The sequence below is a fragment of the Vulcanococcus limneticus LL genome (genome assembly GCF_943369875.1).
Lineage (GTDB): Bacteria > Cyanobacteriota > Cyanobacteriia > PCC-6307 > Cyanobiaceae > Vulcanococcus > Vulcanococcus limneticus_A.
The window spans coordinates 1-26,457 of sequence record NZ_CALROT020000003.1 but is presented as its reverse complement, the minus strand read 5'-3'; the positions used below and the strand labels follow the sequence as shown (position 1 = coordinate 26,457).

General features: G+C 69.2%; 25 protein-coding genes. 9 read left to right on the top strand and 16 right to left on the bottom strand.

What is annotated here, in order from left to right:
* A complete protein-coding gene (cobW, locus tag ACLV7J_RS04520; protein ID WP_411867933.1) occupies window positions 1-1,119 on the top strand; it encodes a cobalamin biosynthesis protein CobW in 1,119 nt (372 codons plus the stop codon).
* Window positions 1,120-1,132: 13 nt separating this feature from the next.
* Here cobW and ACLV7J_RS04515 read toward each other — a convergent pair whose 3' ends face one another.
* On the bottom strand, window positions 1,133-1,459 hold the full coding sequence (locus ACLV7J_RS04515; protein WP_411867932.1) for a hypothetical protein: 327 nt from the start codon (window positions 1,457-1,459) through the stop codon (window positions 1,133-1,135).
* A 223-nt stretch (window positions 1,460-1,682) separates the two neighbouring features.
* Between ACLV7J_RS04515 and purS the strand changes: the two genes are divergently transcribed.
* The 3 genes from purS to ACLV7J_RS04500 are packed head-to-tail and all read left to right on the top strand — an operon-like array spanning window position 1,683 to window position 3,600.
* Window positions 1,683-1,949, top strand: coding sequence for a phosphoribosylformylglycinamidine synthase subunit PurS (purS, locus tag ACLV7J_RS04510; protein WP_255127908.1), 267 nt, complete (start codon window positions 1,683-1,685; stop codon window positions 1,947-1,949).
* 2 nt (window positions 1,950-1,951) lie between these two features.
* The gene (gene purQ / locus ACLV7J_RS04505) at window positions 1,952-2,605 is read left to right on the top strand and encodes a phosphoribosylformylglycinamidine synthase subunit PurQ (protein WP_411867931.1); all 654 of its coding nucleotides are present in this window, start codon (window positions 1,952-1,954) and stop codon (window positions 2,603-2,605) included.
* A gap of 5 nt (window positions 2,606-2,610) precedes the next feature.
* Window positions 2,611-3,600, top strand: coding sequence for a S66 peptidase family protein (locus tag ACLV7J_RS04500; RefSeq protein WP_411867930.1), 990 nt, complete (start codon window positions 2,611-2,613; stop codon window positions 3,598-3,600).
* Between the two features lie 75 nt (window positions 3,601-3,675).
* Here the strand turns inward: ACLV7J_RS04500 and ACLV7J_RS04495 are convergent, their stop codons facing one another.
* Window positions 3,676-4,266, bottom strand: a complete 591-nt coding sequence (locus ACLV7J_RS04495; RefSeq protein WP_255127911.1) for a peroxiredoxin — start codon at window positions 4,264-4,266, stop codon at window positions 3,676-3,678.
* 190 nt (window positions 4,267-4,456) lie between these two features.
* Between ACLV7J_RS04495 and ACLV7J_RS04490 the strand changes: the two genes are divergently transcribed.
* Window positions 4,457-4,675, top strand: coding sequence for a hypothetical protein (locus ACLV7J_RS04490; protein ID WP_411867929.1), 219 nt, complete (start codon window positions 4,457-4,459; stop codon window positions 4,673-4,675).
* 29 nt (window positions 4,676-4,704) lie between these two features.
* Here the strand turns inward: ACLV7J_RS04490 and ACLV7J_RS04485 are convergent, their stop codons facing one another.
* The gene (locus ACLV7J_RS04485) at window positions 4,705-7,881 is read right to left on the bottom strand and encodes a PAS domain S-box protein (RefSeq protein ID WP_411867928.1); all 3,177 of its coding nucleotides are present in this window, start codon (window positions 7,879-7,881) and stop codon (window positions 4,705-4,707) included.
* 427 nt (window positions 7,882-8,308) lie between these two features.
* On the opposite strand from ACLV7J_RS04485, the gene ACLV7J_RS04480 reads away from it, so the two are divergent.
* Together ACLV7J_RS04480 and ACLV7J_RS04475 are read left to right on the top strand one after the other, a co-directional pair.
* A complete protein-coding gene (locus ACLV7J_RS04480) occupies window positions 8,309-8,503 on the top strand; it encodes a hypothetical protein (protein ID WP_411867927.1) in 195 nt (64 codons plus the stop codon).
* A gap of 55 nt (window positions 8,504-8,558) precedes the next feature.
* Window positions 8,559-8,945: a hypothetical protein gene (locus tag ACLV7J_RS04475; RefSeq protein ID WP_411867926.1), complete on the top strand. Its 387-nt coding sequence runs from the start codon at window positions 8,559-8,561 to the stop codon at window positions 8,943-8,945.
* A gap of 170 nt (window positions 8,946-9,115) precedes the next feature.
* Here the strand turns inward: ACLV7J_RS04475 and ppk2 are convergent, their stop codons facing one another.
* The 5 genes from ppk2 to ACLV7J_RS04450 all read right to left on the bottom strand — a co-directional run bounded on the left by ppk2 (window position 9,116) and on the right by ACLV7J_RS04450 (window position 12,240).
* Window positions 9,116-10,078, bottom strand: coding sequence for a polyphosphate kinase 2 (gene ppk2, locus ACLV7J_RS04470; RefSeq protein WP_411867925.1), 963 nt, complete (start codon window positions 10,076-10,078; stop codon window positions 9,116-9,118).
* Window positions 10,079-10,151: 73 nt separating this feature from the next.
* A complete protein-coding gene (locus ACLV7J_RS04465; protein WP_411867924.1) occupies window positions 10,152-10,550 on the bottom strand; it encodes a hypothetical protein in 399 nt (132 codons plus the stop codon).
* Window positions 10,551-10,569: 19 nt separating this feature from the next.
* On the bottom strand, window positions 10,570-10,815 hold the full coding sequence (locus tag ACLV7J_RS04460; protein WP_411867923.1) for a hypothetical protein: 246 nt from the start codon (window positions 10,813-10,815) through the stop codon (window positions 10,570-10,572).
* A 140-nt stretch (window positions 10,816-10,955) separates the two neighbouring features.
* Window positions 10,956-11,561: a DUF4335 domain-containing protein gene (locus ACLV7J_RS04455; RefSeq protein ID WP_411867922.1), complete on the bottom strand. Its 606-nt coding sequence runs from the start codon at window positions 11,559-11,561 to the stop codon at window positions 10,956-10,958.
* Window positions 11,562-11,661: 100 nt separating this feature from the next.
* Window positions 11,662-12,240, bottom strand: coding sequence for a DUF3038 domain-containing protein (locus ACLV7J_RS04450; protein ID WP_411867921.1), 579 nt, complete (start codon window positions 12,238-12,240; stop codon window positions 11,662-11,664).
* A 122-nt stretch (window positions 12,241-12,362) separates the two neighbouring features.
* On the opposite strand from ACLV7J_RS04450, the gene ACLV7J_RS04445 reads away from it, so the two are divergent.
* A complete protein-coding gene (locus tag ACLV7J_RS04445; RefSeq protein WP_411867920.1) occupies window positions 12,363-12,890 on the top strand; it encodes an adenine phosphoribosyltransferase in 528 nt (175 codons plus the stop codon).
* A gap of 32 nt (window positions 12,891-12,922) precedes the next feature.
* Here ACLV7J_RS04445 and ACLV7J_RS04440 read toward each other — a convergent pair whose 3' ends face one another.
* From ACLV7J_RS04440 to ACLV7J_RS04415, 6 genes are all read right to left on the bottom strand, one after another.
* Window positions 12,923-13,135, bottom strand: coding sequence for a DUF2949 domain-containing protein (locus ACLV7J_RS04440; protein WP_411867919.1), 213 nt, complete (start codon window positions 13,133-13,135; stop codon window positions 12,923-12,925).
* Between the two features lie 13 nt (window positions 13,136-13,148).
* Window positions 13,149-14,375: an FAD-dependent monooxygenase gene (locus tag ACLV7J_RS04435; RefSeq protein ID WP_411867918.1), complete on the bottom strand. Its 1,227-nt coding sequence runs from the start codon at window positions 14,373-14,375 to the stop codon at window positions 13,149-13,151.
* A 161-nt stretch (window positions 14,376-14,536) separates the two neighbouring features.
* On the bottom strand, window positions 14,537-14,785 hold the full coding sequence (locus tag ACLV7J_RS04430) for a high light inducible protein (protein ID WP_411867917.1): 249 nt from the start codon (window positions 14,783-14,785) through the stop codon (window positions 14,537-14,539).
* 254 nt (window positions 14,786-15,039) lie between these two features.
* Window positions 15,040-15,684, bottom strand: a complete 645-nt coding sequence (locus ACLV7J_RS04425) for a hypothetical protein (RefSeq protein ID WP_411867916.1) — start codon at window positions 15,682-15,684, stop codon at window positions 15,040-15,042.
* Window positions 15,685-15,759: 75 nt separating this feature from the next.
* Window positions 15,760-16,626: a 4-hydroxy-tetrahydrodipicolinate reductase gene (gene dapB / locus ACLV7J_RS04420; protein ID WP_411867915.1), complete on the bottom strand. Its 867-nt coding sequence runs from the start codon at window positions 16,624-16,626 to the stop codon at window positions 15,760-15,762.
* Window positions 16,627-16,732: 106 nt separating this feature from the next.
* Entirely contained in the window at window positions 16,733-19,483 is a 2,751-nt protein-coding gene (locus tag ACLV7J_RS04415; RefSeq protein WP_411867914.1) for an HD domain-containing phosphohydrolase, read from the bottom strand.
* 177 nt (window positions 19,484-19,660) lie between these two features.
* Here ACLV7J_RS04415 and ACLV7J_RS04410 point away from each other — a divergent pair, with 177 nt between their 5' ends.
* Complete coding sequence (locus ACLV7J_RS04410) at window positions 19,661-23,665, top strand: magnesium chelatase subunit H (RefSeq protein WP_411867913.1); 4,005 nt, start codon at window positions 19,661-19,663, stop codon at window positions 23,663-23,665.
* A gap of 112 nt (window positions 23,666-23,777) precedes the next feature.
* Here the strand turns inward: ACLV7J_RS04410 and ACLV7J_RS04405 are convergent, their stop codons facing one another.
* Together ACLV7J_RS04405 and ACLV7J_RS04400 are read right to left on the bottom strand one after the other, a co-directional pair.
* Window positions 23,778-24,182: a hypothetical protein gene (locus ACLV7J_RS04405; protein WP_411867912.1), complete on the bottom strand. Its 405-nt coding sequence runs from the start codon at window positions 24,180-24,182 to the stop codon at window positions 23,778-23,780.
* 118 nt (window positions 24,183-24,300) lie between these two features.
* A partial coding sequence (locus tag ACLV7J_RS04400; RefSeq protein ID WP_411867911.1) for a hypothetical protein occupies window positions 24,301-26,457 on the bottom strand: 2,157 nt, incomplete at its 5' end.

Sequence of the window (26,457 nt, the reverse complement as noted above, 5' to 3'; positions counted from 1 at the left end):
GTGAGCACCCCAACCCAGACGCGCCTGCCGGTCACCGTGGTGACCGGCTTCCTCGGCGCTGGCAAATCGACCCTGCTGCGCCACCTGCTGCTCACCAGCGGCCTGCGCCTGGCCGTGCTCGTGAACGAGTTCGGCGAGGTGGGCATCGACGGGGAGCTGATCCGCAGCTGCGGCTTCTGCCCCGAGGAGGAACTCGAGGGCCGTGTGGTGGAGCTGGCCAACGGCTGCCTCTGCTGCACCGTGCAGGACGAGTTCCTGCCCACCATGCAGACCCTGCTGCAGCGGGCCGACCAGCTGGACGGGATCGTGGTGGAGACCAGCGGCCTGGCCCTGCCGGCGCCGCTGGTGCAGGCCTTCCACTGGCCCGAGATCCGCACCCGCACCCGCGTCAGCGGCGTGGTGACCGTGGTGGACGGCGAGGCCCTGGCCGCCGGCAGCGTGGTGGGCGACGCCTCGGCCCTGGAGGCCCAGCGCCAGGCCGACCCCAGCCTCGACCACCTCAGCGCCATCGAAGACCTGTTCGACGACCAGCTCCAGGCCGCCGATCTGGTGCTGGTGAGCCGGGCCGACCAGGTGGCCGCCCCGCGGCTGGCCGAGCTGCGCGCCGAGCTGGAGCAGCGGCTGCGGCCGGGGGTGTCGGTGCTGGCGATGGAGCGGGGCCAGGTGCCCGCCGCCCTGCTGCTGGGCCTGGAGCGCCCCACCGCTGGCCCCGACGCCCACGGCCACCACCACGACGATCACGGCGACGACCACCACCACCACCACCACGATCACGCCGATCACGATCACGATCACGACCACCACGACCACACCCATGTGGCGATGCAGTCGGCGACGGTGCGGCTTGCGGGGGCCTTCGAGCGCAGCCGGCTGGAGGCGCTGCTGCGTCAGCAGATCGTGGAGCAGTCGATCCTTCGGCTGAAGGGTCGGGCCTGGCTGCCGGGCAAGGCCCAGCCCCTGCAGATCCAGGCCGTGGGTCCGCGGCTGGAGTGCTGGTACGACCCCCGCAGCGGCGCCGGTGCCGGTGAGCAGCCGGGCCCCGGCCTGGAGCTGGTGGCCCTCGGCCTCAGCCTCGATGGCCAGGCCCTCGAGCGGGCCTTGGCCGGGCTGCTGGCCTGAGCCGGTCCGGCACTCAGTCCAGGGGAAACTCGCCGCGGGCGCAGACCCCATCCCAGCAGAGGGCCCGGTCCGGCTGCCAGGCGGGCACCACCGAGCGCCCGGGTCCCGCTCCGCTGCTGAGGGTGATCGCGCCCCGGCCATCGCTGCGGAACTCCAGCCGGCGGCTGCCCACCTGCAGCCACCAGTGCTCGCCTGCGCGGGCGATGGTCATCGTGCAGGCCCGCCAGGCCCCGTCGCCGAGGCGGCACTCCAGCGGCAGCTCCTGCTGGGCCCGGGCCGCTGCCGGCAGCAGGGTCTGGGCCAGGGGCTGGGACGCAGCGGCGAGCGCCAGGGTCGTCATCCCGAGCCGGCGCCATCCCAGGCCATTCAGGCCCCCCAGGCTCCAGCTCGGCCGGTCCAGGCTGACCAGGCGGGATTCCCGCGGGCTGGAGCAGCCCTGAGGCGATCTGCAGGCGGGACGGCGGCCGTCCATGGCCCTTCCGGTGGAGTACCTCCAACCTGACCAGGGGCAAGGGGGCAGGGGGCCCGGCCTGCCAAGATTTAACAAACCTCGTGCAGCTCAGGTGCCCCGTTTCTCCGCCCGCGTGCTGGTCTCGCTGAGGCCTTCGGTCCTGGATCCGGCCGGGGAGGCCACCCGGGCCGCCGCCGCCCGCCTCGGCGTGGATGGCGTGACCCGCCTGCGCATCGGCAAGGCGGTGGAGGTGGAGCTGGAGGCCCCCGATGCGGCCAGCGCCCGCGAGCGCCTGGAGCTGCTCAGCGACCGCCTGTTCGCCAATCCCGTGATCGAGGACTGGAGCCTCGAGCTGGCCGACCCCGCCCCCGAGGCCTGAGCATGACCCTGGGTGTAGTGGTGTTCCCCGGTTCCAACTGCGACCGGGACGTGCAGTGGGCGGCCCAGGGCTGCCTTGGCATCGAGACACGCTTCCTCTGGCATGAGGAGCGCGACCTCAGCGGCCTGGAGGCCGTGGTGATCCCGGGTGGCTTCAGCTACGGCGACTACCTGCGCTGCGGCGCCATCGCCCGCTTCGCGCCGGTGCTGCAGGAGGTGGCGGCCTTCGCCGAGCGCGGCGGCCGGGTGCTCGGCATCTGCAACGGCTTCCAGGTGCTCACCGAGATGGGCCTGCTGCCGGGCGCCCTCACCCGCAACGAGAAGCTGCACTTCCTCTGTGAGCCGGCCCGCCTGCGGGTGGAGCCGGGCGCCTGCTCCTGGCTGCAGGGCTATGCCAGCGGCGAGGAGGTCACCTTCCCCATCGCCCACGGCGAGGGCCGCTACCAGATCGATCCCGACCAGCTCCAGGCCCTGGAGGACAACGGCCAGGTGGTGCTGCGCTACAGCCGCAACCCCAACGGCTCGGTGGGCGATGTGGCCGGTCTCACCAACGGGGCGGGCAACGTGCTGGGCCTGATGCCCCACCCGGAACGGGCCTGTGATCCCGCCACCGGCGGCATCGACGGGCGACGTCTGCTGGCCAGCCTGCTGGGCTGAGGCCGATGCGCCGCCGGCAGCTGCTGCGCCTCTCCCTGGGCACGGCGTCTGCCCTGGTCGCCGGCCCGTCTCTGGCCCGGGGGTCCGCTGGCGGGGGCTGGCCCGCCCCCCTGGCGCCCGGCAGCCGCATCGCCGCCCTGGCCCCCGGCACCTGGCTGGAGTCCGGCGACGACGGCCTTGCCGTGCTGCGGCGCCGCTGCGCGGAGCAGGGCTGGATCCTGCAGACGCCCCGGGAGCTGTTCGGCCGCTGGCGCTGGTTCTCCGGCTCCGATGCGGTGCGGGCTGAGGCCCTGCGCCGCGCCTGGGCCGACAGCGCCGTGCAGGCCCTCTTCTACGTGGGTGCCGGCTGGGGCAGTGCCCGCCTGCTGGAGCAGGGCTTGGCGCTGCCGCCGGGGCCGCGCTGGACGGTGGGCTTCTCCGATTGCAGCGCCCTGCTGCTGGCCCAGCGGGCGGCGGGGAGCCTGGGGGCCATCCACGGCTGGTTCGGTGGCGATGGGCCCCAGTGGCGCCGCCTGGCGGCGCTGCTGCGGGGCGAGGCGGTGGCGCCCCTGCAGGGCCGGGGCCACGGGGCCGGATACGGGGCCGGCCCCCAGGCGGCTGCCGTGGCCGAGGGCCCGCTGGTGGTGAGCAACCTCACGATCGCCACCTCCCTGATCGGCACCCCCTGGCTGCCCTCCCTGCAGGGCTGCGTGCTCGTGCTCGAGGACACCGGCGAGGCCCCCTACCGCATCGACCGCCTGCTCACCCAGTGGCGCAGCTCCGGCCTGCTGCGCGGCGTGCGGGGCATCGGCCTGGGCCGCTTCGACTGGGCCCGCGACGACATCCTCCCCGGCGACTTCGCCATGGAGGAGATCCTGCTGGAGCGCCTGGCCCCGTTGGGGGTGCCCCTGGTGAGCGGCCTGGCGGTGGGCCATGGCCGACCGAATCTGGCCCTGCCCCTGGGCCGCCGCTGCCGCCTCGATGCGGCGGCCGGCACGCTCACCCTGCTGGACTGACGGGCGCAGCGGCTGGATCCCAACAAAAAGGGGCCCTTGCGGGCCCCTCGTCACGTCTGGCTCAGCCGACCGGTGTCAGTTGACGGCGGCGAAGAACTCCTTGCTGCCCACGGGATCCGGCTTCATGGTCTTCTCGCCGGGGGTCCAGTTGGCGGGGCACACCTCGTCGGGGTTGCTGCGGATGTACTGGAAGGCTTGCAGCACGCGCAGGGTCTCGTCGACGCTGCGGCCCACGGGCAGGTTGTTGATGGTGCTGTGCATGATCACACCATCGGGATCGATGATGAACAGGCCGCGCAGGGCCACGCCGGCGTCCTCATCGAGCACCTCGTAGGCGCTGGCGATGTCCTTCTTGAGGTCGGCCACCAGGGGGTAGGCGATGTCGCCGATGCCGCCGTTCTTGCGCTCGGTCTGGATCCAGGCCAGGTGGGAGAACTGGCTGTCCACGGACACGCCCAGCACCTCGGTGTTGCGGCTGGAGAAGTCGCTGTAGCGGTCGGAGAAGGCGGTGATCTCCGTGGGGCACACGAAGGTGAAGTCCAGGGGGTAGAAGAACAGCACCACGTACTTGCCGCGGTACTGGGACAGGGTCACTTCCTTGAACTCCTGATCCACCACGGCGGTGGCGGTGAAGTCAGGGGCCTGCAGGCCGACGAGCCGGGTCATGGCGAGAACGATGGTGGGGTTGCGGAACTTGGAACGCTCCTTCGCGGCACCCGAGCGGGGCCAGGGGCCGGCCTCCGTTGGCAGGTTTCGCGAAGGCGGACCGACTTCCAGTTGACGCGGTAACAACTTATCACGGATCCCTGGTCCACTGCCGTGGCCATAGGCTGAGGGCACCTCCACAACAGCCCCGATGGCCTGGGATCCGGCCGTGCTGCGCAAGTACAACTCCACCGGCCACTTCCGGCTGCTGAACCAGGTGCGCAGCGAGCTCAAGGCCAACCCGATCGAGCGGCCCGCCGAGGGCGGCACCGCCCGCACCGCCAGCGGCCTGGTGCGTCCGTCGGTGTCGCGGGCCCGGGATCTGCGCGGCGACGGCCGCCGCCGCGGCTCGTCCTCCCAGTCGCGCTGAGTGGCCGGCGCTGATTGACCTGCGCCTGATCAGGCCTCGATCGGGATCACACGGTTGCGGCCCTGCTGCTTGGCCGCGTAGAGCCCCGCGTCCGCCCGGGCGATCAGCGCATCCACATTCTCTCCGGACTCGATCAGGGTCACGCCGATGCTGAGGCTGGAGGTCACCCGCTCGCCCAGCACCGGGATCGGCTCTGCGGCGGCGCGGCGGATCTTCTCGGCGATGGCCAGCGCATCCTCCAGCCCTCCCACGCCCATCAGCGCCACCACCAGCTCGTCGCCGCCCATCCGCGCCGCCAGGTCGTCGTCGCGGATGCAGCGCCGCAGCCGTTCGGCCTGGGTGCGCAGCACCTGATCGCCCGCCAGATGGCCGTGCTGGTCGTTGATCTGCTTGAAGTAGTCGAGGTCGCAGAACAGCAGGGCGGCGCGGCCCTCGCCCTGGCGGCGGCTGCCGCTGAAGCGGCCCAGGCGCTCCAGCATCTCGCGCCGGTTGAGCAGGCCGGTGAGCACGTCGAAGTTGGCCTCCTGCTGGAGCTGTTGCTCGGCGATCACCTCCCGGTCCACGGTGCGGAAGGTGCTCACCAGGCCGTCGACCGTGCCGTCGCTGCGGCGGTAGCTGCTGATGTGGCTCTCCACCCAGTGGATGCTGCCGCCCTTGGCGTACACCCGATCGCGGGCCACCACCGACTCGCCGCGCTGCAGCCGCTGCAGGTTGCTGCGGTAGGTCTCGGAGTCGGGTCCATCCACCAGAAAGCGGGTGCCGTTCTGGCCGATCCACTCCTCGGGGCTCCAGCCCAGCATCGCCGTCAGTGAGGGCGAGACCCACAGCACGGTGCCGTCCTCGGCCATGCGCATCACCACATCCAGCATGTTGAGGGCCAGCAGGCGGTAGTCCTCCTCGGAGTGGGCCAGCTGCTCGGCGGCCCGGCGGCGCTCGCTCACATCCCGCCAGGTGAAGCTGAGGTTGCCGGCCACCTGCACCATGCGCACGTCCAGGTAGACATCGCCGCCTGCCAGTTCGTGCTCGGGGTAGTGGAACTCGTCGAGGCTGATGCCGTGGCCGCCCTCGATCGCCTGCCGCGCCAGATCCAGCAGCCCGGTGCTGGCGATGCCCGGCAGCACCGACAGCAGGGTGCGCCCCAGCAGCTTCTCGCGGGTCCTGCCCAGCTCCACCAGGGACGCCCGGTTGGCCTCGAGGATGCGCAGGTCCACGATGACGCCGAGCACGTCGCGCACGGGCTCCAGCAGCAGGTGGGGATCGATCAGGGAGTCGATCGTGGTGTGCAGCCGCGCCTGCTCCTCCTTGAGTTGCTCCTGGCTGCGGATCAGCTCGGTGATGTCGGTGATCTGGGCCAGCATCACCCGCACGCTGCCGTCGGGGTTGCGGATGCACGACATCGAGAGATCGCCCCAGCGCAGGGAGCCGTCGGGCCGCAGGAAGCGCTTGCGGATCCGGTAGGTGTCCAGCCGGCCCAGCTCCAGCTCCCGCGCCAGGGCCCGATCGATCTCCAGGTCGTCCGGGTGGGTGAGCTCCTGCCAGCTGCAGGCGAGCAGCGTCTCCGCGTCGCGGCGGAAGAAGCTGCACAGGGCGGGGTTCACCTCCAGCAGTTCGCCCGTGCCCGGCCGGCAGAGGCACTGCCCCACCGCCGCGTTCTGCATCGACTGGCGGAACAGGGCATTGGCCTCCGCCAGCTCCCGCTCGGCCTGTTTGCGGCGGGTCACGTCGATGAGCACGCCCTCCAGCACCACCGAACCGTCCGCGCGGCTGCGGGGCAGGGCCTCGGTCGACACCCACAGCGGCCCGTGCTCCACCAGCAGCCGCCCCTCCCAGGTGAAGGGCTGGCGCTGCCGGTAGGCCTCCAGAAGCCGCGCCCGCGCCTCGGAGGCGTCGCTGGGGTGCAGCAGCTGGAAGGGCAGGTCGCCGTTGGCCTTCACCGCCTCCAGCTCCAGGCCCAGCAGCTCCAGCAGCCGCCGGCTGGCGAACTCGAACACCGGCGTGCCATCGGCCGCAAAGCGCAGCACGTAGGTGCCCGCCGGGATGTGGTCGGTGAGCTCCAGCGCCAGGCGCTCGGTGCGGTGGCGCAGCTCCTCCAGTTCCGCCGCGCGGCGCCGGGCCTCGGTCACGTCCTTGGAGAAGCCGATCAGGCAGTCGTCCTGGCCCTGCCGGTGCAGCAGCAGCTTTTCCGAGAGGAACAGGCGCTCCTGCCCGTCCGGGTCGCGCAGGTGTTCCTCCAGGGTCAGGGCGCCCCCCTGCTCAAACACCTGGGCGTCGCCGCCGGTGAGGGCCTCGGCCTCGTCGGGCGGCAGCAGCTCCCGGTCGGTGTGGCCCAGGATCTGCTCGATCGGCCGCCCGAACTGGGCCGCCACCGGGGGGTTCACGTAGACGTAACGCCCCTGCCGGTCCTTCATGTACACGTGGGCGTCGATGTGGCCCAGCACCGTGTCCAGCAGGGCCTTCTGGGAGGCCAGCTCCTGGGTGATGCGCACCTGCTCGGTGAGGTCGTAGTTGACGCCGAGCATGCGCAGGGGCCTGCCCTCCCGGTCGTAGGTGGTGTGGGAGACGGCCTGCAGGTGGTGCACGGAGCCATCGGGCCAGATCACCCGGAAGCGCGGGGCATACTCCCGCTCCCCCCGCAGGGCCGCCTGGATCTCCCCCTCCGCGTAGGCCCGGTCCTCCGGGTGCACCGCATCGGCCCAGGCCTCGTAGGCGCCGCCGAAGTCGCCGGGATCGCGGCCGTAGAGCCGGTACATCACCGGATCCCAGCTGAGCACGTTGGCGGGCACATCCCAGTCCCACACGCCCACGATGCCGGCGGCGTTGGCGGCCTCCAGGTACTCGTTCCTCGCCATCAGGGCGGAGACGTCGTCGAGCACCCACACCCGGCCGCTGAACCCCGGCTGCCGCAGGGCCGTGCAGCGCACCTGCAGATGGGTGGGGGCGGCGCTGAAGCGCCAGAGCTGGGGCCCCTCGCCGGCGTCGGTGGTGGTGGCGTCGCGGTTGATGGACCGCCCGGCCAACTGCTCCAGGGCCGCCAGCACCACCGGGGCCGGCAGTTCAGCGCCCTCCAGGCCCAGCAGGCGCACCGCCGCCGCGTTGGCCTCGGCCCGGCCGCTGCCGTCGTCGACCGACACCACGGCCTGCGCGATCTGGTCCAGCACCGCCCGCAGGCGCAGGGTCGTGGGCTCCTGGCGCCGCTGCTGGCTCATGGCTGACGCCGCACCAGCCCCGGCGGCCGGCCCGGTGCCCTCCCCTCAGCAGGCTCGCCCTCCATCCCGCCTCGCCGTTCCCGCAGGCCTCTGGGATCAGGCTAGTCATGGCGGCTGGTCTCAGCTGCAGCCACTCCGGTCTGGGCCCGGGCAGGGCCTCGGCGGCCCGGTCACATCCGCTCACACCTCGGCCCCCGCCAGTCATGGTTGAGGTCTTGCCGACCAGGGGCGACAGGGCTGAGCATGGACCCACGCCCCAGCACGGGCGCCACCCGGCGGGACTCGTCACCCTGCCCTTCTGTCTGATCCGGCGCGCTGCCTGCCCGGGCCCCGGCTGAACAAAGTCCAAAACGGCAGCAATCCCGACCACATCCCGGCTCCGGCCGGGATTCGATGGGCGTCGAAGAAGTTCTCCCGCATCTGCGCCATGGCCTACGAACCCGGGACCAGCGAATGCCGCCTGCTGATCGACAGCAAGGACCAGATTGAGTCCGTGCTGCTCAACCTTGCCAAGCTGGAGGACACGGAGGCCATTCGTGCCCAGCTCGTGGATGTCTACAACCAGCTCGAGGTCCGGCACGAACGGCGCCGGGCCCAGCGCCAGGCCGTGGCGGCCGCCTGACCCCCTAGCGGCCCTGCGCCGCTGGGGTCCGCCGTCCGGTGCCCTGACCCTGCTGGTGGCGGCCGCCCTGCTGGCCCAAGCCCCGGCCGATCGGCCCGCCCCACGGCCCGCTCCGCTGCCGGCTCCGCTTTCACCCACGCCGTCACCCCCACTGCCACTGCAGGCCCAGCAGCCGGTCCAGGCCGCCGACGCCCGGCTGCGCCAGCAGGGCTGGCGGCCGGATGCCGAGCAGAGTCCCAGCGCCTTCGAGCGCGAGCTGGCCGGCAATGGGCTGGCCAGCCTGGCGGCCTGCTCGGGCACCGGCCCGGGCTTCTGCCGCTACGACTACCGGCGCGGCCCCCAGCGGCTGCAGCTGATCACGGTGCCCGGCCCCCAGGCCCGCGGCGGCGCCGGCGATGGCCGTGTGCTTCGCTGGCAGCTCGAATCCGCCCCCCTCCCCTGAGGCCGGCCCACCGCCCATGCGCTTCGACAACGACCAACGCCCCGCCTGGCTGAACTGGCTGTTCCTGGGGATCTTCCTGTGGTCGTCCTGGCAGCTGGCCGGGTTCTGGTTCCAGCAGCTGAACCGCTGAGCAGCTCCAGACCCTGCCCCCCTGAGGGCGACGGCTCCATTCAGGGGTAGCGGTTCGGCACGAAGAACTGCTCGTTCATCGGCGGGCGCGCGTAGCCCTTGGCCGCCTTGCGCGGCGGCAGCTTCACCGCCGGCGGGGTCATGTCCTGGTAGGGGATCTTGCTGAGCAGGTGCTGGATGCAGTTGAGCCGCGCCCGCCGCTTGTCGTCCGCCTCCACCGTGAACCAGGGGGCCTCGGGGATGTTGGTGTGGGCGAACATCTCGTCCTTGGCGCGGGAGAAGTCCTCCCAGCGGTCCCGGGATTCGAGATCCATCGGGCTGAGCTTCCAGCGCCGGGTGGGGTCGTCGATGCGGGAGCGGAAGCGGGCCTCCTGCTCCTCATCGCTCACCGAAAACCAGTACTTGAGCAGCACGATGCCCGAGCGCACCAGCATCCGCTCGAACTCCGGACACGACTGCTCGAACTCCCGCAGCTGCGTGGGCGTGCAGAAGCCCATCACCCGCTCCACGCCGGCGCGGTTGTACCAGCTGCGATCGAAAATCACGATCTCCCCGGCCGCCGGGAAGTGCTCCACGTAGCGCTGGAAATACCACTGGGTCCGCTCCTGGTCGGAGGGGGTGCCCAGGGCCACCACCCGGCAGCCGCGGGGGTTGAGCGGCTCGGTGACCCGCTTGATCGTGCCGCCCTTGCCGGCGGCATCACGCCCCTCGAACAGCACGATCAGGCGGAAGCCCGAGGCCTTCACCCAGTACTGCATCTTCACCAGCTCCTCCTGGAGCCGGCTCAGTTCCTTCTCGTAGAACTTGCGATCGAGCTTGCCGTTGCTTGAGCCCGAATCCGCGGCCGGCTCCGGTGCGGCCACGCCGGGCAGGTCATCGAGCTGGGAGGAGGGGTAGTAGCGATCGCTGAAGCGACCGTGGCGGGGCAGCAGCGTGCCGGCGTTGAAGCCCGCCGCTGCCTTCGCCGTTGAGGCCCTTCCCTTGTGCTTGCCCTTCTTGCCCATGGCCGGATGTTAGGGAGAGTTTCCCGGCGCGCCATCGGGCCCCGGGAGCCAGGAGAAAGCCCCCACCGACCCTTCAACTGCGCAGGCCGACGGACTCGCGACGCTTTGGTGGGGCTGGGGCCAGCACGGCCCGCACCAGGCGCACCAGCCCGCCCACCAGCATCGCCAGCGCCAGCAGGGCCAGGCCCACGAGCAGCAGCACGCTCACCAGCTGCAGCAGCCCCGCCCCCAGCCGCGCCAGGCCGATGAGCAGGTCGCTGATGGCCCGACTCACCAGCAGCACGGTGTCGAACCGCTCGGTGAGCAGCCACAGGCCCACCAGCAGGCCGGTGCCGCCCGCCAGGAGCAGCACGCCGTCGAGCAGCTGCCGGCCCCGGCTGGGCGGACGCTTGCGGCGGAAGACGTGGCGCGGGCCGGGGGGGCCGGACCGCCCCGGGCGCACCAGGTGCAGGCGGCGACGGGGGCGGTTCATGGGGGTGTCGGGGGCGGGCTCAGGCGTCCAGCTGATAGCCGGCGCCGCGCATCCAGCGCTCGAACTCGATCAGCACGAGCTCGTTGGGGCAGTCCACCAGGCTGAGGGCGCCCACGGTGCAGTCGCCCTGGCCGCCGTGGTGCATGGAGAGGTGGAAGCCGTCACCGCTCAGGCCGCAGACCTCCGGATCGCTGCGCACCACCACGTCGAGCGACGCCCCCAGGCGGGTGACGCGACGGCGCAGTTCGGACCAGCTCAGCGACATCGAAGACAGGGGAACCAGGGTGGACGGCTGCGGGGTGGATGACTGCGGGAAGGACGGCGGCAGGGTGGCGCGCGGCGACGGGGTTGGCGGCGACGGTGTCGTCGGCACTGATCTCCAGTGTGCTGGGCCAGGCCCGGGCGTCAACCGGGAGCGACGGGCCGGGCCGGGGCGGCGGGGGCGGCCGCCGGTGCGGTGGGGGGCTTGGGGGTGGGCAGCAGCAGCGCCAGGACGGAGCCCAGGGCCAGGGCGGCCATGCCGGTGGCGGGGGCCGCCAGGCGCCGCCTCAGCGGTTGGCGGTGGCGCAGCTCGGAGCGCTTGAGCGGCTGGGGAGCGGGCAGCTCCAGCGGCACCTGCACGCGGGCATCGAGCCGCAGCTGATCCAGGCAGCGCACCAGGTCGGCCAGTTCGGCGTCGTCGAGCTGCAGGGTGAGGGGCGGCGTGTCGGGCTGGCTGCTGCGCAGCAGCAGCGCGTGGCCGCTGTCCTGGGGCGCGATCACCATGGGCGACTCGTCCGTGCCGAAGACCCGGGGCGCTCCGCTGAGCAGGTGGCGGGCATAGGGCAGCACCACCTGCAAGAGGGCCACCAGGTGCTCGCGCTTGCCCTCCAGCTCCGGGCGGCCGGCCAGGGCCAGGCTCCAGCCCGTGAGGATGCCGAGCACCTGGTCGCCATGGCCGGCCGAGAGGTCCGGAAAGCCCTCCAGCACCAGCCGGCAGCTGGTCTGTTCGTAGCGGGCGCTGAGTTTCATCGGGGCGCGGCGGTGGTCATGGGGAGCGGCGGTGCTGCGGCTGGCGGTGTCAGGGGGAGCCCCTGGGGCCCTGGGGTCCCGGCAGGGCGGGTGCGCTCGTTCAGGACACCGGATCCATCAGGCTTGCCTTGAGCCGATCGAAGCCCCCTGGACCGGCGCTGAGGGCCAGGGCCTGGATCAGCTGACGGCAGAGCTCCGGGCCCTCCCGCTCGTCGAGCAGGCGCTGCACACCGCCACGGCGCAGGTTGAAGCGCTCCTGCACCAGATCGGCCAGCCGGCGGCGGAACAGCTGCCAGCGCTGGGCCGAGAGCTCCGGCGGTTCGGCGCTGGAGAGCAGCTGGCGCAGCATCGGGTAGAGCCGTTCGGCCAGGGCGTTGAGGATGCGAATCAGGGCATCGGTCTCCACCTCCTGCAGCTGGCCGCGGCGGGTGGCCCGGCGCAGGGGGTTGTGGCAGCGACGCTTCCACAGCTCCACCCGGTTGGGGAAGAGGTCGCTGAAGCCCAGGCTCTCGCTCATCCACACCATCGCCTCGCCGCCGTTGTAGTCGAGGGCCTCGGCGCAGAGCAGCATCAGGTCCAGGCGCTCGATGCCGCGCCGGGAGAGGGGGCTGGAGCGTTCCCCCCCGCTCGGGTGGGCCTGCTGGGACGGCGGCGCCGCAGGCGCAAGGGCTTCACTCATGGCTGCGATACTGCCAGTCGTGGAGCCGATTCGTCATCCGCAGGGGTCGCTCTGCTGACCAGACCACTGACGCGATCAGCCCACCCCGTCCAACCCCGCCGGCTCCCGGCGCCCGCCTGCCCATGTCCTCGCTTGATCTGCGCCAGCTGGTGCGCGATGTGCCCGACTTCCCCAAGCCCGGCATCCTGTTCCGCGACCTCACCCCGCTGATGCGTGATCCCGCCGGCTGGCGCGAGGTGGTGCGCCAGCTGGGCGATGTCTGCGACCGGCTGCAGCCGGATCTGATCGTGGGCATCGAGTCGCGCGGGTTCATCGTGGGCACCGCTCTGGCCACCGACCGCGGCATCGGCTTCACGCCGGTGCGCAAGCCCGGCAAGCTGCCCGGCCAGGTGCACGGCATCGACTACGCCCTCGAATACGGCACCGACCGGCTGGAGATCCACCCCGACGGCTTCGAGAGCCGCCCGCGCGTGCTGATCGTCGACGACCTGCTGGCCACCGGCGGTACCGCCGGCGCCTGCGCCGAGCTGGTGGCCAGCGTGGGCGGGGAGCTGATCGGCTTTGCCTTCGTGGTGGAACTGGCGGAGCTGGCCGGTCGCCGCAAGCTGCCCGGCGCGGTGCCGGTCGAGTCGCTGCTGATCTATTCCTGACGTTCAGGTCCTGAGCCAGCAATGCCTGAGGTTCAGTCCTGGCGGTCCTGCCAGGTCAGCACCTGGTCGAGCTGCTCGAGGCTGATCAGCCCGAAGCGCCAGAGCACCACCGGCAGCGGCGCCTGCTCCACCTGGGCCTGCTTGAGGCCGAGCGTCAGGGCGCTTTCGCTCAGCCCCAGGCCCTGGCGCAGGTAGCGCAGGAGCCCCGGGCTCGGACCCGGCTGCGGCGAGGTGGCGATCACCATGGCGCCATGCTGCTCAGCCGCGCCGCAGCCGGCAAGGCCCGTCGGTCATGGCCGCCAGGCTGAGACGCCGCAGCCTGGCCATGCGGGCCAGGGCCGCCAGGGCCAGGCGCCGCAGCGGCAGCAGCAGGGGATGGCGGTTGGAGAACAGCCGCACCAGGGCATCGGTGGCCAGCAGGATCGCCAGCAGATCCGGCAGGCGGCCCCAGCCGTAGGCCCGGGGCAGGGCGGACGGCCGCAGCCGGCCCGCGGCGGCCCGGGCCGCCAGCCGCTGCAGCAGGGCCACGTCGCGCCAGCAGAGGTTGAGGCCCTGGCCGCCCACGGGATGGCAGCGGTGGGCCGCCTCCCCCACCAGCACCAGCCGGCGGCGGGCCAGGGGCCAGGCCAGCTCCAGGGCCACCGGCCAGGCCCGGGGCTGATCCAGCAGCGCCTCTGCCTGGAGCTGCTCGGGCAGCACGCCCGCCAGCTGGTCCAGGAAGGCAACGGGATCGAGGGCCTCCAGCTGCCGCAGCCGCTGCAGCGGCGCGCTCCACACCAGCTGCCAGGCGTCGCCGCCCAGGGGCAGCACCGCAAAGGGACCCTCGGGGCGGAACAGCTCCCAGGCCTGATCGGGTGCGCTGCCCCGCAGGCGCACCTGCACCGTGAGGCAGCCCTGGCGGTAGGGCCGTGAATACCAGGCCAGGCCGGCCTGCCGGCGGGTGGGGGAGGCGCTGCCGTCGGCCGCCACCACGAGATCGAACGGGTCCCTGTTCGCGGGCCTTGGGGTCGTTGGCTCTTGGGATCCGGGCTCTGCCGGCGCCAGGGGCTCCCCGAGCCGCAGGGTGATCGCTGGATCCGCCTGGAGGCGCTCCAGCAGCAGGGCCATCAGCGGACCGTGCTGCAGCACCCAGCCCACGGCAGCGTCCGCCCCGTGGGCTGTCCCGACCCGATCCGCTGGTCCCAGGTCGGCCGTTCCCAGATCGGCGGTGCTGAAGCTCACCTGGCGGTGCAGGGCCCGGTCGCAGAGTTCCAGCCGCCGGAAGGGGGCGAGGTGGGCGGCCAGGGGTTGCCACAGGCCCAGGCCCTCCAGCAGTTCCCGGCTGGAATGGGTGAGGGCGTAGGCGCGGCTGCGCTGCCCCAGGGCTGCGGCATCCAGGGGATCGAGCAGCTCCACCCGCCAGCCGGCCTGGGCCAGGGCGAGGGCCGCCAGGGCCCCGGTGGGGCCGGCCCCATGGACCCGGGCCTGCAACTGCTGCGATTCCATGGCGCGAGGGGGGCGGGCCAGATGGGACGGGCTGGGTGGGGCGGCACGAAAAAACCGCAGCACGAGTCTGTGCTGCGGTTGGGAGTGGTCATCCCTGCGGAGAGGTCAGACCTGGGGGTCAATCAGCCGGGCCCGAGGGTGACCGGCTGGGGCCCTGACGTTCAGCCGATGCCGAGCAGACCGCGGGTGAAGGCCTCGCCGCCCAGGGCGAATTCGGTGGCGATCAGGGCAATGAAGCCCAGCATGGCCATGCGGCCGTTCAGCTTCTCGGCGCGCTCATGGAAGCCCCAGCCATCGGTGGCGTCCACCACTTCCATGCGGGGCTCGGTGGCGAAGGCGTTGAGGCGGCCGCCGTCTTCCTGGGTGACGGTGGCGCCGCGGATGGGGGAGGCGGTAGGGGCTTGGGCCATGGGGCGACTCGGGAACGGTGAACACAATGTAACGCAATATTGCGTCCCGTAACGGCCGGTTAACCGGTGGGTGGTGGTTCGCCGCTGGGGCCTGGCTGGCGGGTCCCGCGGCTGGGGGCCGGCGGTGTCCGCCAATCCCGTACAGAACCTTGGACACTGCCGGGAGTGCCTCTGCCCGGCCCTCGGCCCCGCCCGGATCTGAGGCTCCGCGGAGTGAGGCGTGTTTCAGCGCGGTTCAGCCCACCCTGCCCTGGTCAGCGCAACCGCTTCAGGCACAGCTCCTCAAAGGCCGGCCGCAGCAGGAAGGGGTACTCGCCCACCCACAGCTTGGGCTGGGGCAGCCAGGCGTCGCTGAGGGCGCCGATGCGCGAGAAGTCCTTGCGCTCGCTCAGCACCAGGCAGCGCACCACCATGCCGGGGCGGATCACCTGGTGCTTCTTGTCGTAGGGGAAGCGCACCTGGCCCAGGTAGCCGTCCTCGTCCTCCAGCTCCAGGCACAGCCAGGTGCGGCGGTTCTCCACCAGCTTCAGCCGACCCTCGCGGTCGGTGGTCTCCTGCTGGCCCTCCAGCCGCTCCCGGGTGAAGAGGTCCGCCACCTCCCCCTCGAAGATCGCCCCCGCCGGATAGCGGCGCAGGGTGGCGTTCTTCTGGCCGGCCTCCAGGATCGGGCCCCACAGCACGTAGAGCAGGAACACGAAGCCCACCACCAGCCACACCGGACCCCAGCGGCTGGAGAACTGGCTCTGGCTGATCAGCAGGGTGATCACGCCGCCGATCACGGCGATCAGCACCCGCTGCAGCACCTTCTGGGGGTTGCCGGTGCAGGCGGCGAACTGGGGACCGGTGGCCACCGCCGGGATCAGGCGCTGCAGCTCGCCGGGCTTGAGGGGAATCAGCATCGGTGCATGCTGCCGGCTGGCGGTCGAGCGGCCAAGGGCCTGCCGCCCATCGGGTTCACGGCCAGCCGGCGGGCCTCAGAGCAGGCGTTCGAGGCCATACACCAGCCCCTGCAGCTGGCGCACCCGGCGCACCGTGAGCAGCACGCCGGGCATGTAGGCGGAGCGGTCGATCGTGTCGTGGCGCAGGGTGTAGGTCTCCCCGGGGGCGCCGAACATCACCTCCTGGTGGGCCACCAGCCCCGGCAGGCGGATCGAGTGCAGCCGCAGGCCGCTCTCGCGCTGGCCGCCGCGCACCCCCGCCAGGGTCTCGTGCTCCTCCACCTGCTGGGGGTTGAAGCTCTTGCCCAGCTCCTCCATCAGCTCGGCGGTCTTGATGCAGGTGCCGCTGGGGGCGTCGGCCTTGCGGTTGTGGTGCAGCTCGGTGAGCTCGGCGAAGTCGTAGAAGCGGGCGGCGGCGGCGGCGGCCTGCTGCAGCAGCACCATGCCCACCGAGAAGTTGGGGATCACGGCCCCGCCCACCGAGGCCTTCTCGGCGAAGGTGGCCAGGTCGGCCAGCTGCTGGGGCGAGAGGCCGGTGGTGCCGATCACCGGGTGCACGCCGTAGGCGATGGCGGCGCGGGTGTGCTCGTAGACCACCGAGGGATGGGTGAAGTCCACCAGCACGGCGCCGCCGCCGGGGCCGTCGTTGCGCACGGCCTGGCTGGCCTGGCAGAGGGCCCCCTCGAAATCGCTGGTGATCGCCACCTCCAGCTCGCCCAGGCCCAGCTCGAGGCCCACATCGACCCCCTCCTTGCCGGCGGTGGTGTCGATGGCGGCCACCAGGCGGCAGTCGGGCGCACCGGTCACGGCCTTCACCACCTCGGCCCCCATGCGGCCGAGGGCGCCGGCCACCACCACCGCGATCGGGGCGCTGCTGGGGGAGGGAGCGGGGGCGTTCGTCATGGAAGGGGATGGAGCCGCAAGGAGGGCCAGGGCCGGGGCCGACACCGCCCAGGCCTGATCCTGCCGAGCCTATGGGCCCCCGCGCCCGCCGGCTGGGCTATCCCGCTCAGCCCCGCAGCCGCGCCAGCAACGCCTCCAGGTCCACCGCATCGCACTGATCCGGTCCCAGGAAGCGCTCGGCGTAGGTGCGCCACACCCCGGCTTCGAGGAACAGCTCCAGCAGCTCCCGGTCCAGGTGGCGCTCGCTGGCCATGGTCACCAGGATCGCGAGAGCCACCGAGAGGGGCTTGCCGCTCTTGTAGGGCCGGTCGGCGGCGGTGAGGGCCTCGAACACATCGGCGATGGCCATCATCCGGGCCAGGGGGCTCATCTGCTCGGCGGTGAGGCCGCGGGGGTAGCCCCGGCCATCGGTGGTCTCGTGGTGGCCGGTGGCGATCTCGGGCACGGCCGCCAGGTGGTCCGGGAAGGGCAGGGCCGCCAGCATCCGGATCGTCTGGATGATGTGCTCGTTGATCTTGTAGCGCTCCTCGTTGTTGAGGGTGCCGCGGCTGATCGTGAGGTTGTGCAGCTCGCCCCGGTCGTAGAGCAGCTCAGGCTCCGCCATGGTGATGCCCCAGGGGTTGTCCCGGGGCAGGCGCTGCTGGGGCAGGCGCTCGATGCGGTGGTGGGGCCGGTCGGCCAGCAGGGGCTCCCAGGCCGGCAGGGGCTGCTCGGGTTCCCGCTGGCGGCGCCGCAGTTCGTCCCCGGAGACACCGGCCCGGTCGTCGAGGGTGCGCCGCCAGCGGCGAGCGGCGATGGCCTGGAGGCGGTCGATCCGCTCCGGTGCCATGAACTCGCCGCCCAGGTTGCAGTCGGCCACGAAGGCGAAGTCGGCATCCAGCTCGGCCCAGCTGCGCTCCAGGTCGGCCTGCAGCCCCTGGCGATCCCCCCCCTCGGCCACGGCTCGCCAGTGGTCGGTTTCGGCGGCGGCCTTGAGCAGCTCGAAGCGCATGCGCACCTCGTGGATGCGGTCGTGCAGGGTTTCGAGCTTGGTGGCCTTGTCGACCACGTATTCCGGCGTGGTCACCTTGCCGCAGTCGTGCAGCCAGGAGGCCAGGTGCAGGGCCTCCCGGTCCAGCTCGGTGAGCTGGAAATCGGCGTAGGGGCCGCTGCGGGCCTCGCAGGCCGCATCGGCCAGCAGCCGGGCCAGCTCCGGCACCCGGGCGCAGTGGCCACCGGTGTAGGGGCTCTTGGCGTCGATCGCATCGGCGATCAGCTGGATGAACGACTCAAACAGGGCCTTCTGGGCGGCGATCAGGCCGCGGGTTTCCAGGGCGACCGCCGCATTGCCCGACAGGGCCCGGCAGAAGGCCACCCGGGCCGGCTCGGGCGGCTCCGCAAAGTGCAGAACCAGCTCCCCCAGGCCCTCGCCGCGGCGGCTGAGCAGGGGCAGGGCCAGGCGCTCGGCGGCCGCGTCACCCTCAGGAGCCCCCACGTCCCCCTGCTCCAGGCGCTGGTCGGGGGGCACTACCAGGGTGCCGCCGCAGGCGCCGCTCACCTGCACCGATTCGTTGAGCAGCTGCTCGAGCAGCCGATCCACGTTCTCCTCGGCGGCCAGCAGGGCCGAGATGTGGAGGAAGCGGCGGATCGTGGCCCGCATGCCGTTGAAGGCCACCACCAGCGCATCCACCTCGGTGATGCGCGAGCGGGGCACCGCGTGGCCCTCCAGCTCGAACCCCTGGATGGCCTCGGCCTGGGCGGCCAGCCGCCGCAGGCTGGCCGACAGTTGCCGCGACACCAGCACCACCACGGGCACCGCCAGGAGCAGCACCAGCAGGGTCGCCAGGCCACCGTCCCGGGCCAGCTGTCGGGCCTCGACGAGCAGTTCCCGCTCCGGCAGGGCCATCAGCAGAACCGTGTTGCCGCCCTGCAAGGGCGAGGGCAGGCCCACCACGGCACCTCGCCACACCTGGCCAGCCATTCGGAAGCGGCTGAAGCCCGGCGCCTGATTGATCGCCCCTGGACGAGCTCCGGCCTCCTTCAGGCGCGGGGCCAGGGCCGCCAGGGCGGGCATGCCCAGCTGGCTCAGGGTGGGCATCACCACCGCGCCCTGGCCGTTCTGGCTCAGCTGGTCCATGCCCTGCATCGCCGGGGTGGCCAGCACCGACCCCCCGGGCGTGACCAGCGCCAGCTGGGTGCCCGGGGTGATCCGATACCGCGTCAGCAGCTCGGCCAGGCCGCTGAGGGGCAGGGCTGCGCCCACCGCTCCGCCCCCGGGTGTCGACAGGGAGAGGGTCACGCCCATCTGGCCGTCGAAGGCGAAGCGGTGCACGGGGGCGATCACCGGCCTGGTGGCCCCCTGGGCCAGGCGCACCCAGGGGCGCTCGCGCAGCACGAAGCCAGGCGGCAGTGCCATCTGCGTGGCGCTCAGCTGGCGCAGGTCGGCATCGAACACCAGCTTCTTCCCAACCCGCCGGCCCGGTTCGATGGCCAGCACCACCAGCGAGGCCCGGGGGGGCAGGTCAGGGAGCACCGGGCCCCGGGGACCCATGGCCCGCGCCACAATGAACAAATCATCCCGGCGACCGGCCACCTGGTAGGCCGTGAAGGTGGGGCTCTTGGCCAGGGCGTCGGCGAAGCTGGGCAGCAGGGCCAGGCGCTGGCTGAGGCTGCGGTCCTCGGCCAGCTCCTGCATGCGCCTGAGCTCCAGCAGGGCCGTGGCCGGATCGATCGCCCGGCCGATCTGGGCCCGCAGTTCCCCCACCAGGGCCCGCAGGGTCTGGGTGCTGGCGCTGGAGATCACCTGGGCGGTGTGTTGCACCCCCAGGGCACTCACCAGGGCGCCGGTGCCGCACACCAGCGGCAGAAACAGGGCCACCAGCGTCGTCGTGAGCCGGGGTCGGGGCAGGCGAATCGGAATGGGGCCGGATGGCAGCACTCACCGACGCTCGCATCCGGGAGGTGGCCCCCCAGAACCCCTGTAACGCCTTGTCCGGAGCGCTCGCGCAGGGCGCCGGTGCTTCGTAGGCTGCTTCACATTGCTCAATCCGCCCGCATGTTCACCCAGGTCCGCTCCGCCAGCCGCCGCGTCAGCCCCGCGGACGTGAACGGTCGGGCCGTGATGAGGGCGGTGTATGTGGTGCTCGAGCCCCAGTACCAGAACGCCCTCACCCAGGCGGCCACCTCCCTGAACGACCAGAACGGCCCCCTGGCGATCGACCTGAGCGGCTACCTGATCGAGGAGCTGCGCGACCCCGAGAACTACGCCAGCTTCTGCGCCGATGTGGCCGAGGCGGATGTGTTCATCGCCTCGCTGATCTTCATCGAAGACCTGGCCCAGAAGGTGGTGGACGCCGTGGCCCCCCACCGCGACCGGCTCAAGGCCGCCGTGGTGTTCCCCTCCATGCCGGAGGTGATGCGCCTCAACAAGCTCGGCACCTTTTCAATGGCCCAGCTGGGCCAGAGCAAGAGCGCCATCGCCGGCTTCATGAAGAAGCGGAAGGAGGCCGGCGGTGCCGGCTTCCAGGACGCGATGCTCAAGCTGCTCAACACCCTGCCCACGGTGTTGAAGTATCTGCCGGTGGAGAAGGCCCAGGACGCCCGCTCCTTCATGCTCAGCTTCCAGTACTGGCTGGGCGGCACGCCGGACAACCTCCGGAACTTCCTGCTGATGCTGGCGGATAAGTATGTGTTCCCCCGCGGCAGCAGCGACCGGCCCGCCGTGGAGGTGGCCGAGCCCGTGGTGTTCCCCGACCTCGGCATCTGGCACCCCCTGGCGCCGGGGATGTTCGAAGACCTCAAGGAATACCTGAACTGGACCGCCAGTCGCACCGATCTCTCCGAGGCCGCCCGCAAGGGTCCGGTGATCGGCCTGGTGCTGCAGCGCAGCCACATCGTGACCGGGGATGAGGCCCACTACGTGGCCGTGATCCAGGAGCTGGAATACCGCGGCGCCACCGTGATCCCGGTGTTCTGCGGCGGGCTCGACTTCACCAAGCCGGTGAACGCCTTCTTCTACGACCCCCTCAACCCCGACATCCCCCTGGTGGATGGTGTGGTGAGCCTCACGGGCTTCGCCCTGGTGGGCGGCCCGGCCCGCCAGGACCACCCCAAGGCGATCGAGGTGCTCAAGAGCCTCAACCGTCCCTACATGGTGGCGCTGCCGCTGGTGTTCCAGACCACCCAGGAGTGGGAGGAGAGCGACCTGGGCCTTCACCCGGTGCAGGTGGCCCTGCAGATCGCCATCCCCGAGCTGGATGGCGCTATCGAGCCGATCGTGCTCTCCGGCCGCGACGACGCCACCGGCAAGGCCCACACCCTGCAGGACCGGGTGGATGCCATCGCTGAGCGGGCGATCCGCTGGGCCTCGCTGCGGGTGAAGCCGCGGGCCGAGAAGAAGCTGGCGATCACCGTGTTCAGCTTCCCGCCCGACAAGGGCAACGTGGGCACCGCCGCCTACCTGGATGTGTTCGGGTCGATCCACCGGGTGCTCCAGGAGATGAAGGCCAAGGGCTACGACGTGCAGGACCTGCCGCGGGATTCCAAGGCCCTGATGGAGGCGGTGATCAACGATCCCGAAGCTCTCCAAGGTGCGCCGGAGCTGTCGATCGCCCACCGGATGAGCGTGGAGGAATACGAGCGCCTCACCCCCTATTCCGAGCGCCTGGAAGAGAACTGGGGCAAGCCCCCCGGCAACCTCAACAGCGACGGCACCAACCTGCTGATCTACGGCCGCCACTTCGGCAATGTGTTCGTGGGCGTGCAGCCCACCTTCGGCTACGAGGGCGACCCGATGCGGCTGCTCTACTCCCGCAGTGCCAGCCCCCACCACGGCTTCGCCGCCTACTACACCTACCTGGAGAAGGTGTGGAAGGCCGATGCGGTGCTGCACTTCGGCACCCACGGCTCGCTGGAGTTCATGCCCGGCAAGCAGATGGGCATGAGCGAAACCTGCTACCCCGATTCGCTGATCGGCGCCCTGCCCAACCTCTACTACTACGCGGCCAACAACCCCTCGGAAGCCACGATCGCCAAGCGGCGCGGCTACGCCTCCACCATCAGCTATCTCACCCCGCCGGCCGAAAACGCCGGTCTCTACAAGGGCCTCAAGGAGCTGGGTGAGCTGGTGGGCTCCTACCAGCAGCTGCGTGAGGGCAGCCGGGGCGTGCAGATCGTGAACGCGATCGTGGAAACCGCGCGCCAGTGCAACCTCGACAAGGACGTGGTGCTGCCCGAGGTGGATGCCTCCGAGATCGACCTCGACGCCCGCGACGGCGTGGTGGGGGCGGTGTACCGCCAGCTGATGGAGATCGAGAGCCGGCTGCTGCCCTGCGGCCTGCACACGATCGGCAAGCCCCCCACCGCCGAGGAGGCGATCGCCACCCTGGTGAACATCGCCGCCCTGGAGCGGGAAGACGATGGCCTGCGCTCGCTGCCGGCCCTGCTGGCCGAGAGCATGGGGCGCACCATTGCCGATGTCTACAAGGGCAACGACACCGGTGTGCTCGTCGATGTGGAGCTCAATCGCACCATCACCGAGGTGTGCCGTGCGGCCGTGGGCTCGATGGTGAAGGCCGTCACCGGCGCCGATGGCCGCGTGACCCTGCGGGAGAACTTCGGCTGGTTCTTCAAGCTCCTGGAGCAGTTCGGTTTCAAGCTGCCCAGCCCCTGGCTGAGTGCCTGCCGCGCCGCCGGCTTCCCCGATGTGGACCAGGCCGAGCTCGACAAGCTGTTCGGCTACCTGCGCTTCTGCCTGGAGCAGATCTGCGCCGATATGGAGATGGAGAGCCTGCTCAAGGCCCTGGACGGCGAATACGTGCTGCCTGGCCCTGGTGGCGACCCGATCCGCAACCCCGGCGTGCTGCCCAGCGGCAAGAACATCCATGCCTTGGATCCCCAGGCGATCCCCACCCGCGCCGCGATTGCGGCGGCCAAGGTGGTGGTGGACCGGCTGATCGAGCGCCAGAAGGCCGAGCAGGGCACCTGGCCCGAAACCATCGCCTGCGTGCTCTGGGGCACCGACAACATCAAGACCTACGGCGAATCCCTGGCCCAGATCCTCTGGTTCATCGGCGTGCGTCCCGTGCCCGATTCCCTGGGCCGGGTGAACAAGCTGGAACTGATCTCCCTGGAGGAGCTGGGCCGGCCCCGCATCGATGTGGTGGTGAACTGCAGCGGTGTGTTCCGCGACCTGTTCATCAACCAGATGGCCCTGATCGACCAGGGCGTGAAGATGGCCGCCGAGGCCGACGAGCCCCTGGAGATGAACTTCGTGCGCCGTCACGCCCAGGAGCAGGCGGCCGCCAACGGCATCTCCCTGCGGGATGCGGCCACCCGGGTGTTCTCCAATGCCAGCGGCAGCTACAGCTCCAATGTGAACCTGGCGGTGGAGAACAGCACCTGGGAAGAGGAGAACGAACTGCAGGAGATGTACCTCTCCCGCAAGACCTTCGCCTTCAACGCCGACAACCCCGGTGAGATGAATCAGAACCGCGAAGTGTTTGAATCGGCGATGAAGACCGCCGATGTGACCTTCCAGAACCTGGATTCCGCCGAGATCTCGCTCACCGATGTGAGCCACTACTTCGACAGCGACCCCACCAAGCTGATCCAGGGCCTGCGTGACGACGGCAAGGCACCGTCGAGCTACATCGCCGACACCACCACGGCCAACGCCCAGGTGCGCTCCCTGAGCGAAACGATCCGCCTCGATTCGCGCACCAAGCTGCTCAACCCCAAGTGGTATGAGGGCATGCTCAATTCCGGCTACGAGGGTGTGCGCGAGGTGGCCAAGCGCCTCAACTTCACCCTGGGCTGGAGTGCCACCAGCGGTGCCGTGGACAACTTCGTGTATGAGGAGGCCAACGACACCTTCATCAACGACCCGGAGATGCGCAAGCGGCTGATGGAGCTCAACCCCCACAGCTTCCGCCGCATCGTGGGCACGCTGCTGGAAGTGAATGGCCGCGGTTACTGGGAAACCTCCGATGAGAACATCCAGCAGCTGCAGGAGATCTACCAGGAGATCGAGGATCGGATTGAGGGGGTCACGGAGGGCTGAGGAGTTCTCAGTCTGCTGAGGAGCTTCCGTTCGGTCTACATCTGATCTCTGGCATGAAAAAGCCCCCACTGGATGGGGGCTTTTTGCTGTTTGCCGTGTTGTCCTAGTTGTCCTAGCTGACAGTTCCAGGGTCAAAAGGATGGGAGCTGAAGCTGTCACTGAGGTCCCCATGGACCATGGTGTTGTAGGCGGTGTCGTCGATGGGGGTGGAGGCGATCTCGTGGAAATGGCTGTCGAGGGCTGCGATCACATCGGCAGCATGGGCGTTGCCATGGCTGTCAAAGCCTATCGGGGACGCCTCAGAGAAGCTCTGCTCATGCAGATTGGCGGCAATGGTGTTGAACACGTCCTGCTGCACGGCGTTGTAGGCCTCTGCGGAGAGCTGGTTCTCCTGAAGGTAGGAACTGATCATCTGATCGAGTTCATACACCAGTTCCGCCGGACGGTCGGCGGCTGCGGTGCTGAGATCGGCTGCTGAGGAAAGGACTTCGAAGAAGGTTTCCACCAACTCGATCACGGGATAGTCGGGAGTTGGTGCGTCTGACATGTCCATCGCCACTGGATGGGAAGGTGTTCGGCAGGGTTCTAAAGAAGGCCCACTGGCTGCCTGAGATGGCAACCAGTGGGCCCAGGGATCAGATCACGTGAGAGTCTGTTGAGGAATCGGAATGAGAGGTGTCGAACCTGTCAGTGTGGCTGGTGTCGGTATGCGTGGTATCTACCACGTCGTGAACTGCTGTATCTGTCGTTGAGGTGTCGAAGGTGGATGAATCAGCAAGGGTGGTCTCAATCGGGTCTGTGGTTGTCGTCACTTCGTGGTTAATCTCTGCCACGGTGCTTTCCGACACGGGTTCTGTGGCCAGGTAGGCATCGACCACCGTGCCCATGTCCGTGTCGTCGGTTATGGTGTGGGTATCGGTAACTGCAGAGGGATCTGCAGTTATAGTCTCGGTGACATCCGTTGATGTTGTCAGTATTGAAGGATCAGCGATGACTTGGTCAACCAAGGCAGACAGTTCTACGTCTTGGGCAATAGTAGTAGTGCCATCCTCATAGGTGACGGTGGTGGTTCCGTGAACCAAGACATCGCCATCGGCTGTTGTATAGCTTACTCCATCGCCTATTAAGTTTATCGAGGAAATCCCGAGGTCCTGCAGTGAGTGAAACTCACCTAACTGGCCAACGCCATCACCGTCATCTTGCCAAACACCGAAGGAGGAGAAAGACTCATCATTGGCATCGAGAAGGCCGTCTTTGTTTGTGTCGTGAATGGTAGCCAGGGCTTGCAAGTCCGTATCGTTTTCGGGGGTTAGACGCGCAAATGCTATTTCACTTGCGTCGCTAATGATATTATTCCCATCATGGTCAAAGGCGAGTAGCCCATCCTCTGCGCCAACCCAGGCTGTGCGCTCAGCTATTCCATTGGAATCGAAGTCAAAAGAGGCTTGCGACTGAGCTAGGCTTTGATATTCAATAGTACCGTCGTTATTAACGTCTACAGCGATCGGCGGATTAACTGCATCGCCAGGGGTAATGGCAACGGTGAACTGATCCACAACGGTGTCGCCATCTGCATCGGTTACCGGTACATTGAATGCTAGGGTGACAGGAACTGGCGGCACGGCCACTGTAGACGAAGTCTCGAATGCAATATCAAGTTTTACGTTTGTGGTCGCTCCGGCACTAATGACTACGTAGTCAATTGAAGCCATATCACCAGATGGTGTGAAAGTGAACGAGGAAAGGGGACCAGCTGCCAGAGTAGTAGTAATTGTTCCGCTGATTGGCGTGGCAGTGGCTGTTCCATTGGACTTAAAGCCGTAGATAGTGTACGAGATGGCATCTACTTCGGTGAACTGATTGGCGCCTGTTCCTGTGAATAGAAGCGAGACTGAGCTTGTTACTGCTGGCGTTCCGTTTGCATAAGTATTAGATGGATTGATCTTAATCGTCTCGCCGACCTCGAACAGATTATTGTTTACTCCAACGCCTTGGTTGCTTACGTAAACCTTGTCAGCATTGCTCATGCTGTCAAGTGTGAGTCCAATCTTTGAGCCTGTTAACGTATCGGTAATCTCGACGGACTTGACTTGGCTGGGATTGCCAGGCTTAAAGACATCTGAAACGGTGTCGAAGGTTGTTTTGCTAGAGGTAGGTATATCTGTGGACAGGGAGTAGGTGTTGTCACTGTTGATCTGCAAAGAGAATGTAATCTGATCGTCTGCGTCGCCTTGTACCCCATTTGCGTTGTATTGATAGCTCCCCTTTACTAGAATTGTTCCATCTTCAAGGGTCTCCTGGCTTGTGACTTGTCCAGTTGATGCTTTTGAGTTAACGGTGACGGTCGAAAGTGAAATATTTCCAAAGCTGATTGGCTCATCGGCACCTGCACTTGCATTCCATGTGCCGCTGATTCCATAGGCAGATGCGGTACCAGATGTTCCTGCGGTATCGCCAAAGTTGTTTGTAGGAATATCGTCTACGACTGTGATAGCAAAGGAGCCGGGAGCCGCGCCAGTGACGATATCGCCATCGGCATCAGTTGCCGTCAGGATAGAGGAGAAGTCAATGCTGGGAACAGTTGTCGTTCCGTCAAGACCTGACTCCAGTCCCGTATTTTCAACGCCAGGATTCTGAGGGCCTGCGTGATCGAGCTGGTCTTGGAGGTCAAAGTCCCAGGAGCCGTCCTTGTCGACGCTGAGTGTGAAGACCGTGCGGAGGTCGCCATCGGTCTCGGACCCAGCTTTGGCGGTGAGTACATCAGCACCGGTTTCGCTTTGTTCGACGGAGTA

Coding starts and splice junctions, on each gene's coding strand:
- dapB (WP_411867915.1), bottom strand. CDS start 16,626: ATGACGAACGCCCCCGCTCCCTCCCCCAGCAGCGCCCCGATCGCGGTG.
- ACLV7J_RS04485 (WP_411867928.1), bottom strand. CDS start 7,881: ATGAGCCAGCAGCGGCGCCAGGAGCCCACGACCCTGCGCCTGCGGGCG.
- ACLV7J_RS04480 (WP_411867927.1), top strand. CDS start 8,309: ATGGCCTACGAACCCGGGACCAGCGAATGCCGCCTGCTGATCGACAGC.
- ACLV7J_RS04465 (WP_411867924.1), bottom strand. CDS start 10,550: ATGAACCGCCCCCGTCGCCGCCTGCACCTGGTGCGCCCGGGGCGGTCC.
- ACLV7J_RS04410 (WP_411867913.1), top strand. CDS start 19,661: ATGTTCACCCAGGTCCGCTCCGCCAGCCGCCGCGTCAGCCCCGCGGAC.
- ACLV7J_RS04455 (WP_411867922.1), bottom strand. CDS start 11,561: ATGAAACTCAGCGCCCGCTACGAACAGACCAGCTGCCGGCTGGTGCTG.
- ACLV7J_RS04430 (WP_411867917.1), bottom strand. CDS start 14,785: ATGGCCCAAGCCCCTACCGCCTCCCCCATCCGCGGCGCCACCGTCACC.
- ACLV7J_RS04435 (WP_411867918.1), bottom strand. CDS start 14,375: ATGGAATCGCAGCAGTTGCAGGCCCGGGTCCATGGGGCCGGCCCCACC.
- ACLV7J_RS04460 (WP_411867923.1), bottom strand. CDS start 10,815: ATGTCGCTGAGCTGGTCCGAACTGCGCCGTCGCGTCACCCGCCTGGGG.
- purQ (WP_411867931.1), top strand. CDS start 1,952: ATGACCCTGGGTGTAGTGGTGTTCCCCGGTTCCAACTGCGACCGGGAC.
- ACLV7J_RS04515 (WP_411867932.1), bottom strand. CDS start 1,459: ATGACGACCCTGGCGCTCGCCGCTGCGTCCCAGCCCCTGGCCCAGACC.
- ACLV7J_RS04490 (WP_411867929.1), top strand. CDS start 4,457: ATGGCCTGGGATCCGGCCGTGCTGCGCAAGTACAACTCCACCGGCCAC.
- ACLV7J_RS04495 (WP_255127911.1), bottom strand. CDS start 4,266: ATGACCCGGCTCGTCGGCCTGCAGGCCCCTGACTTCACCGCCACCGCC.
- ACLV7J_RS04450 (WP_411867921.1), bottom strand. CDS start 12,240: ATGAGTGAAGCCCTTGCGCCTGCGGCGCCGCCGTCCCAGCAGGCCCAC.
- ACLV7J_RS04440 (WP_411867919.1), bottom strand. CDS start 13,135: ATGGTGATCGCCACCTCGCCGCAGCCGGGTCCGAGCCCGGGGCTCCTG.
- ppk2 (WP_411867925.1), bottom strand. CDS start 10,078: ATGGGCAAGAAGGGCAAGCACAAGGGAAGGGCCTCAACGGCGAAGGCA.
- ACLV7J_RS04445 (WP_411867920.1), top strand. CDS start 12,363: ATGTCCTCGCTTGATCTGCGCCAGCTGGTGCGCGATGTGCCCGACTTC.
- ACLV7J_RS04425 (WP_411867916.1), bottom strand. CDS start 15,684: ATGCTGATTCCCCTCAAGCCCGGCGAGCTGCAGCGCCTGATCCCGGCG.
- ACLV7J_RS04500 (WP_411867930.1), top strand. CDS start 2,611: ATGCGCCGCCGGCAGCTGCTGCGCCTCTCCCTGGGCACGGCGTCTGCC.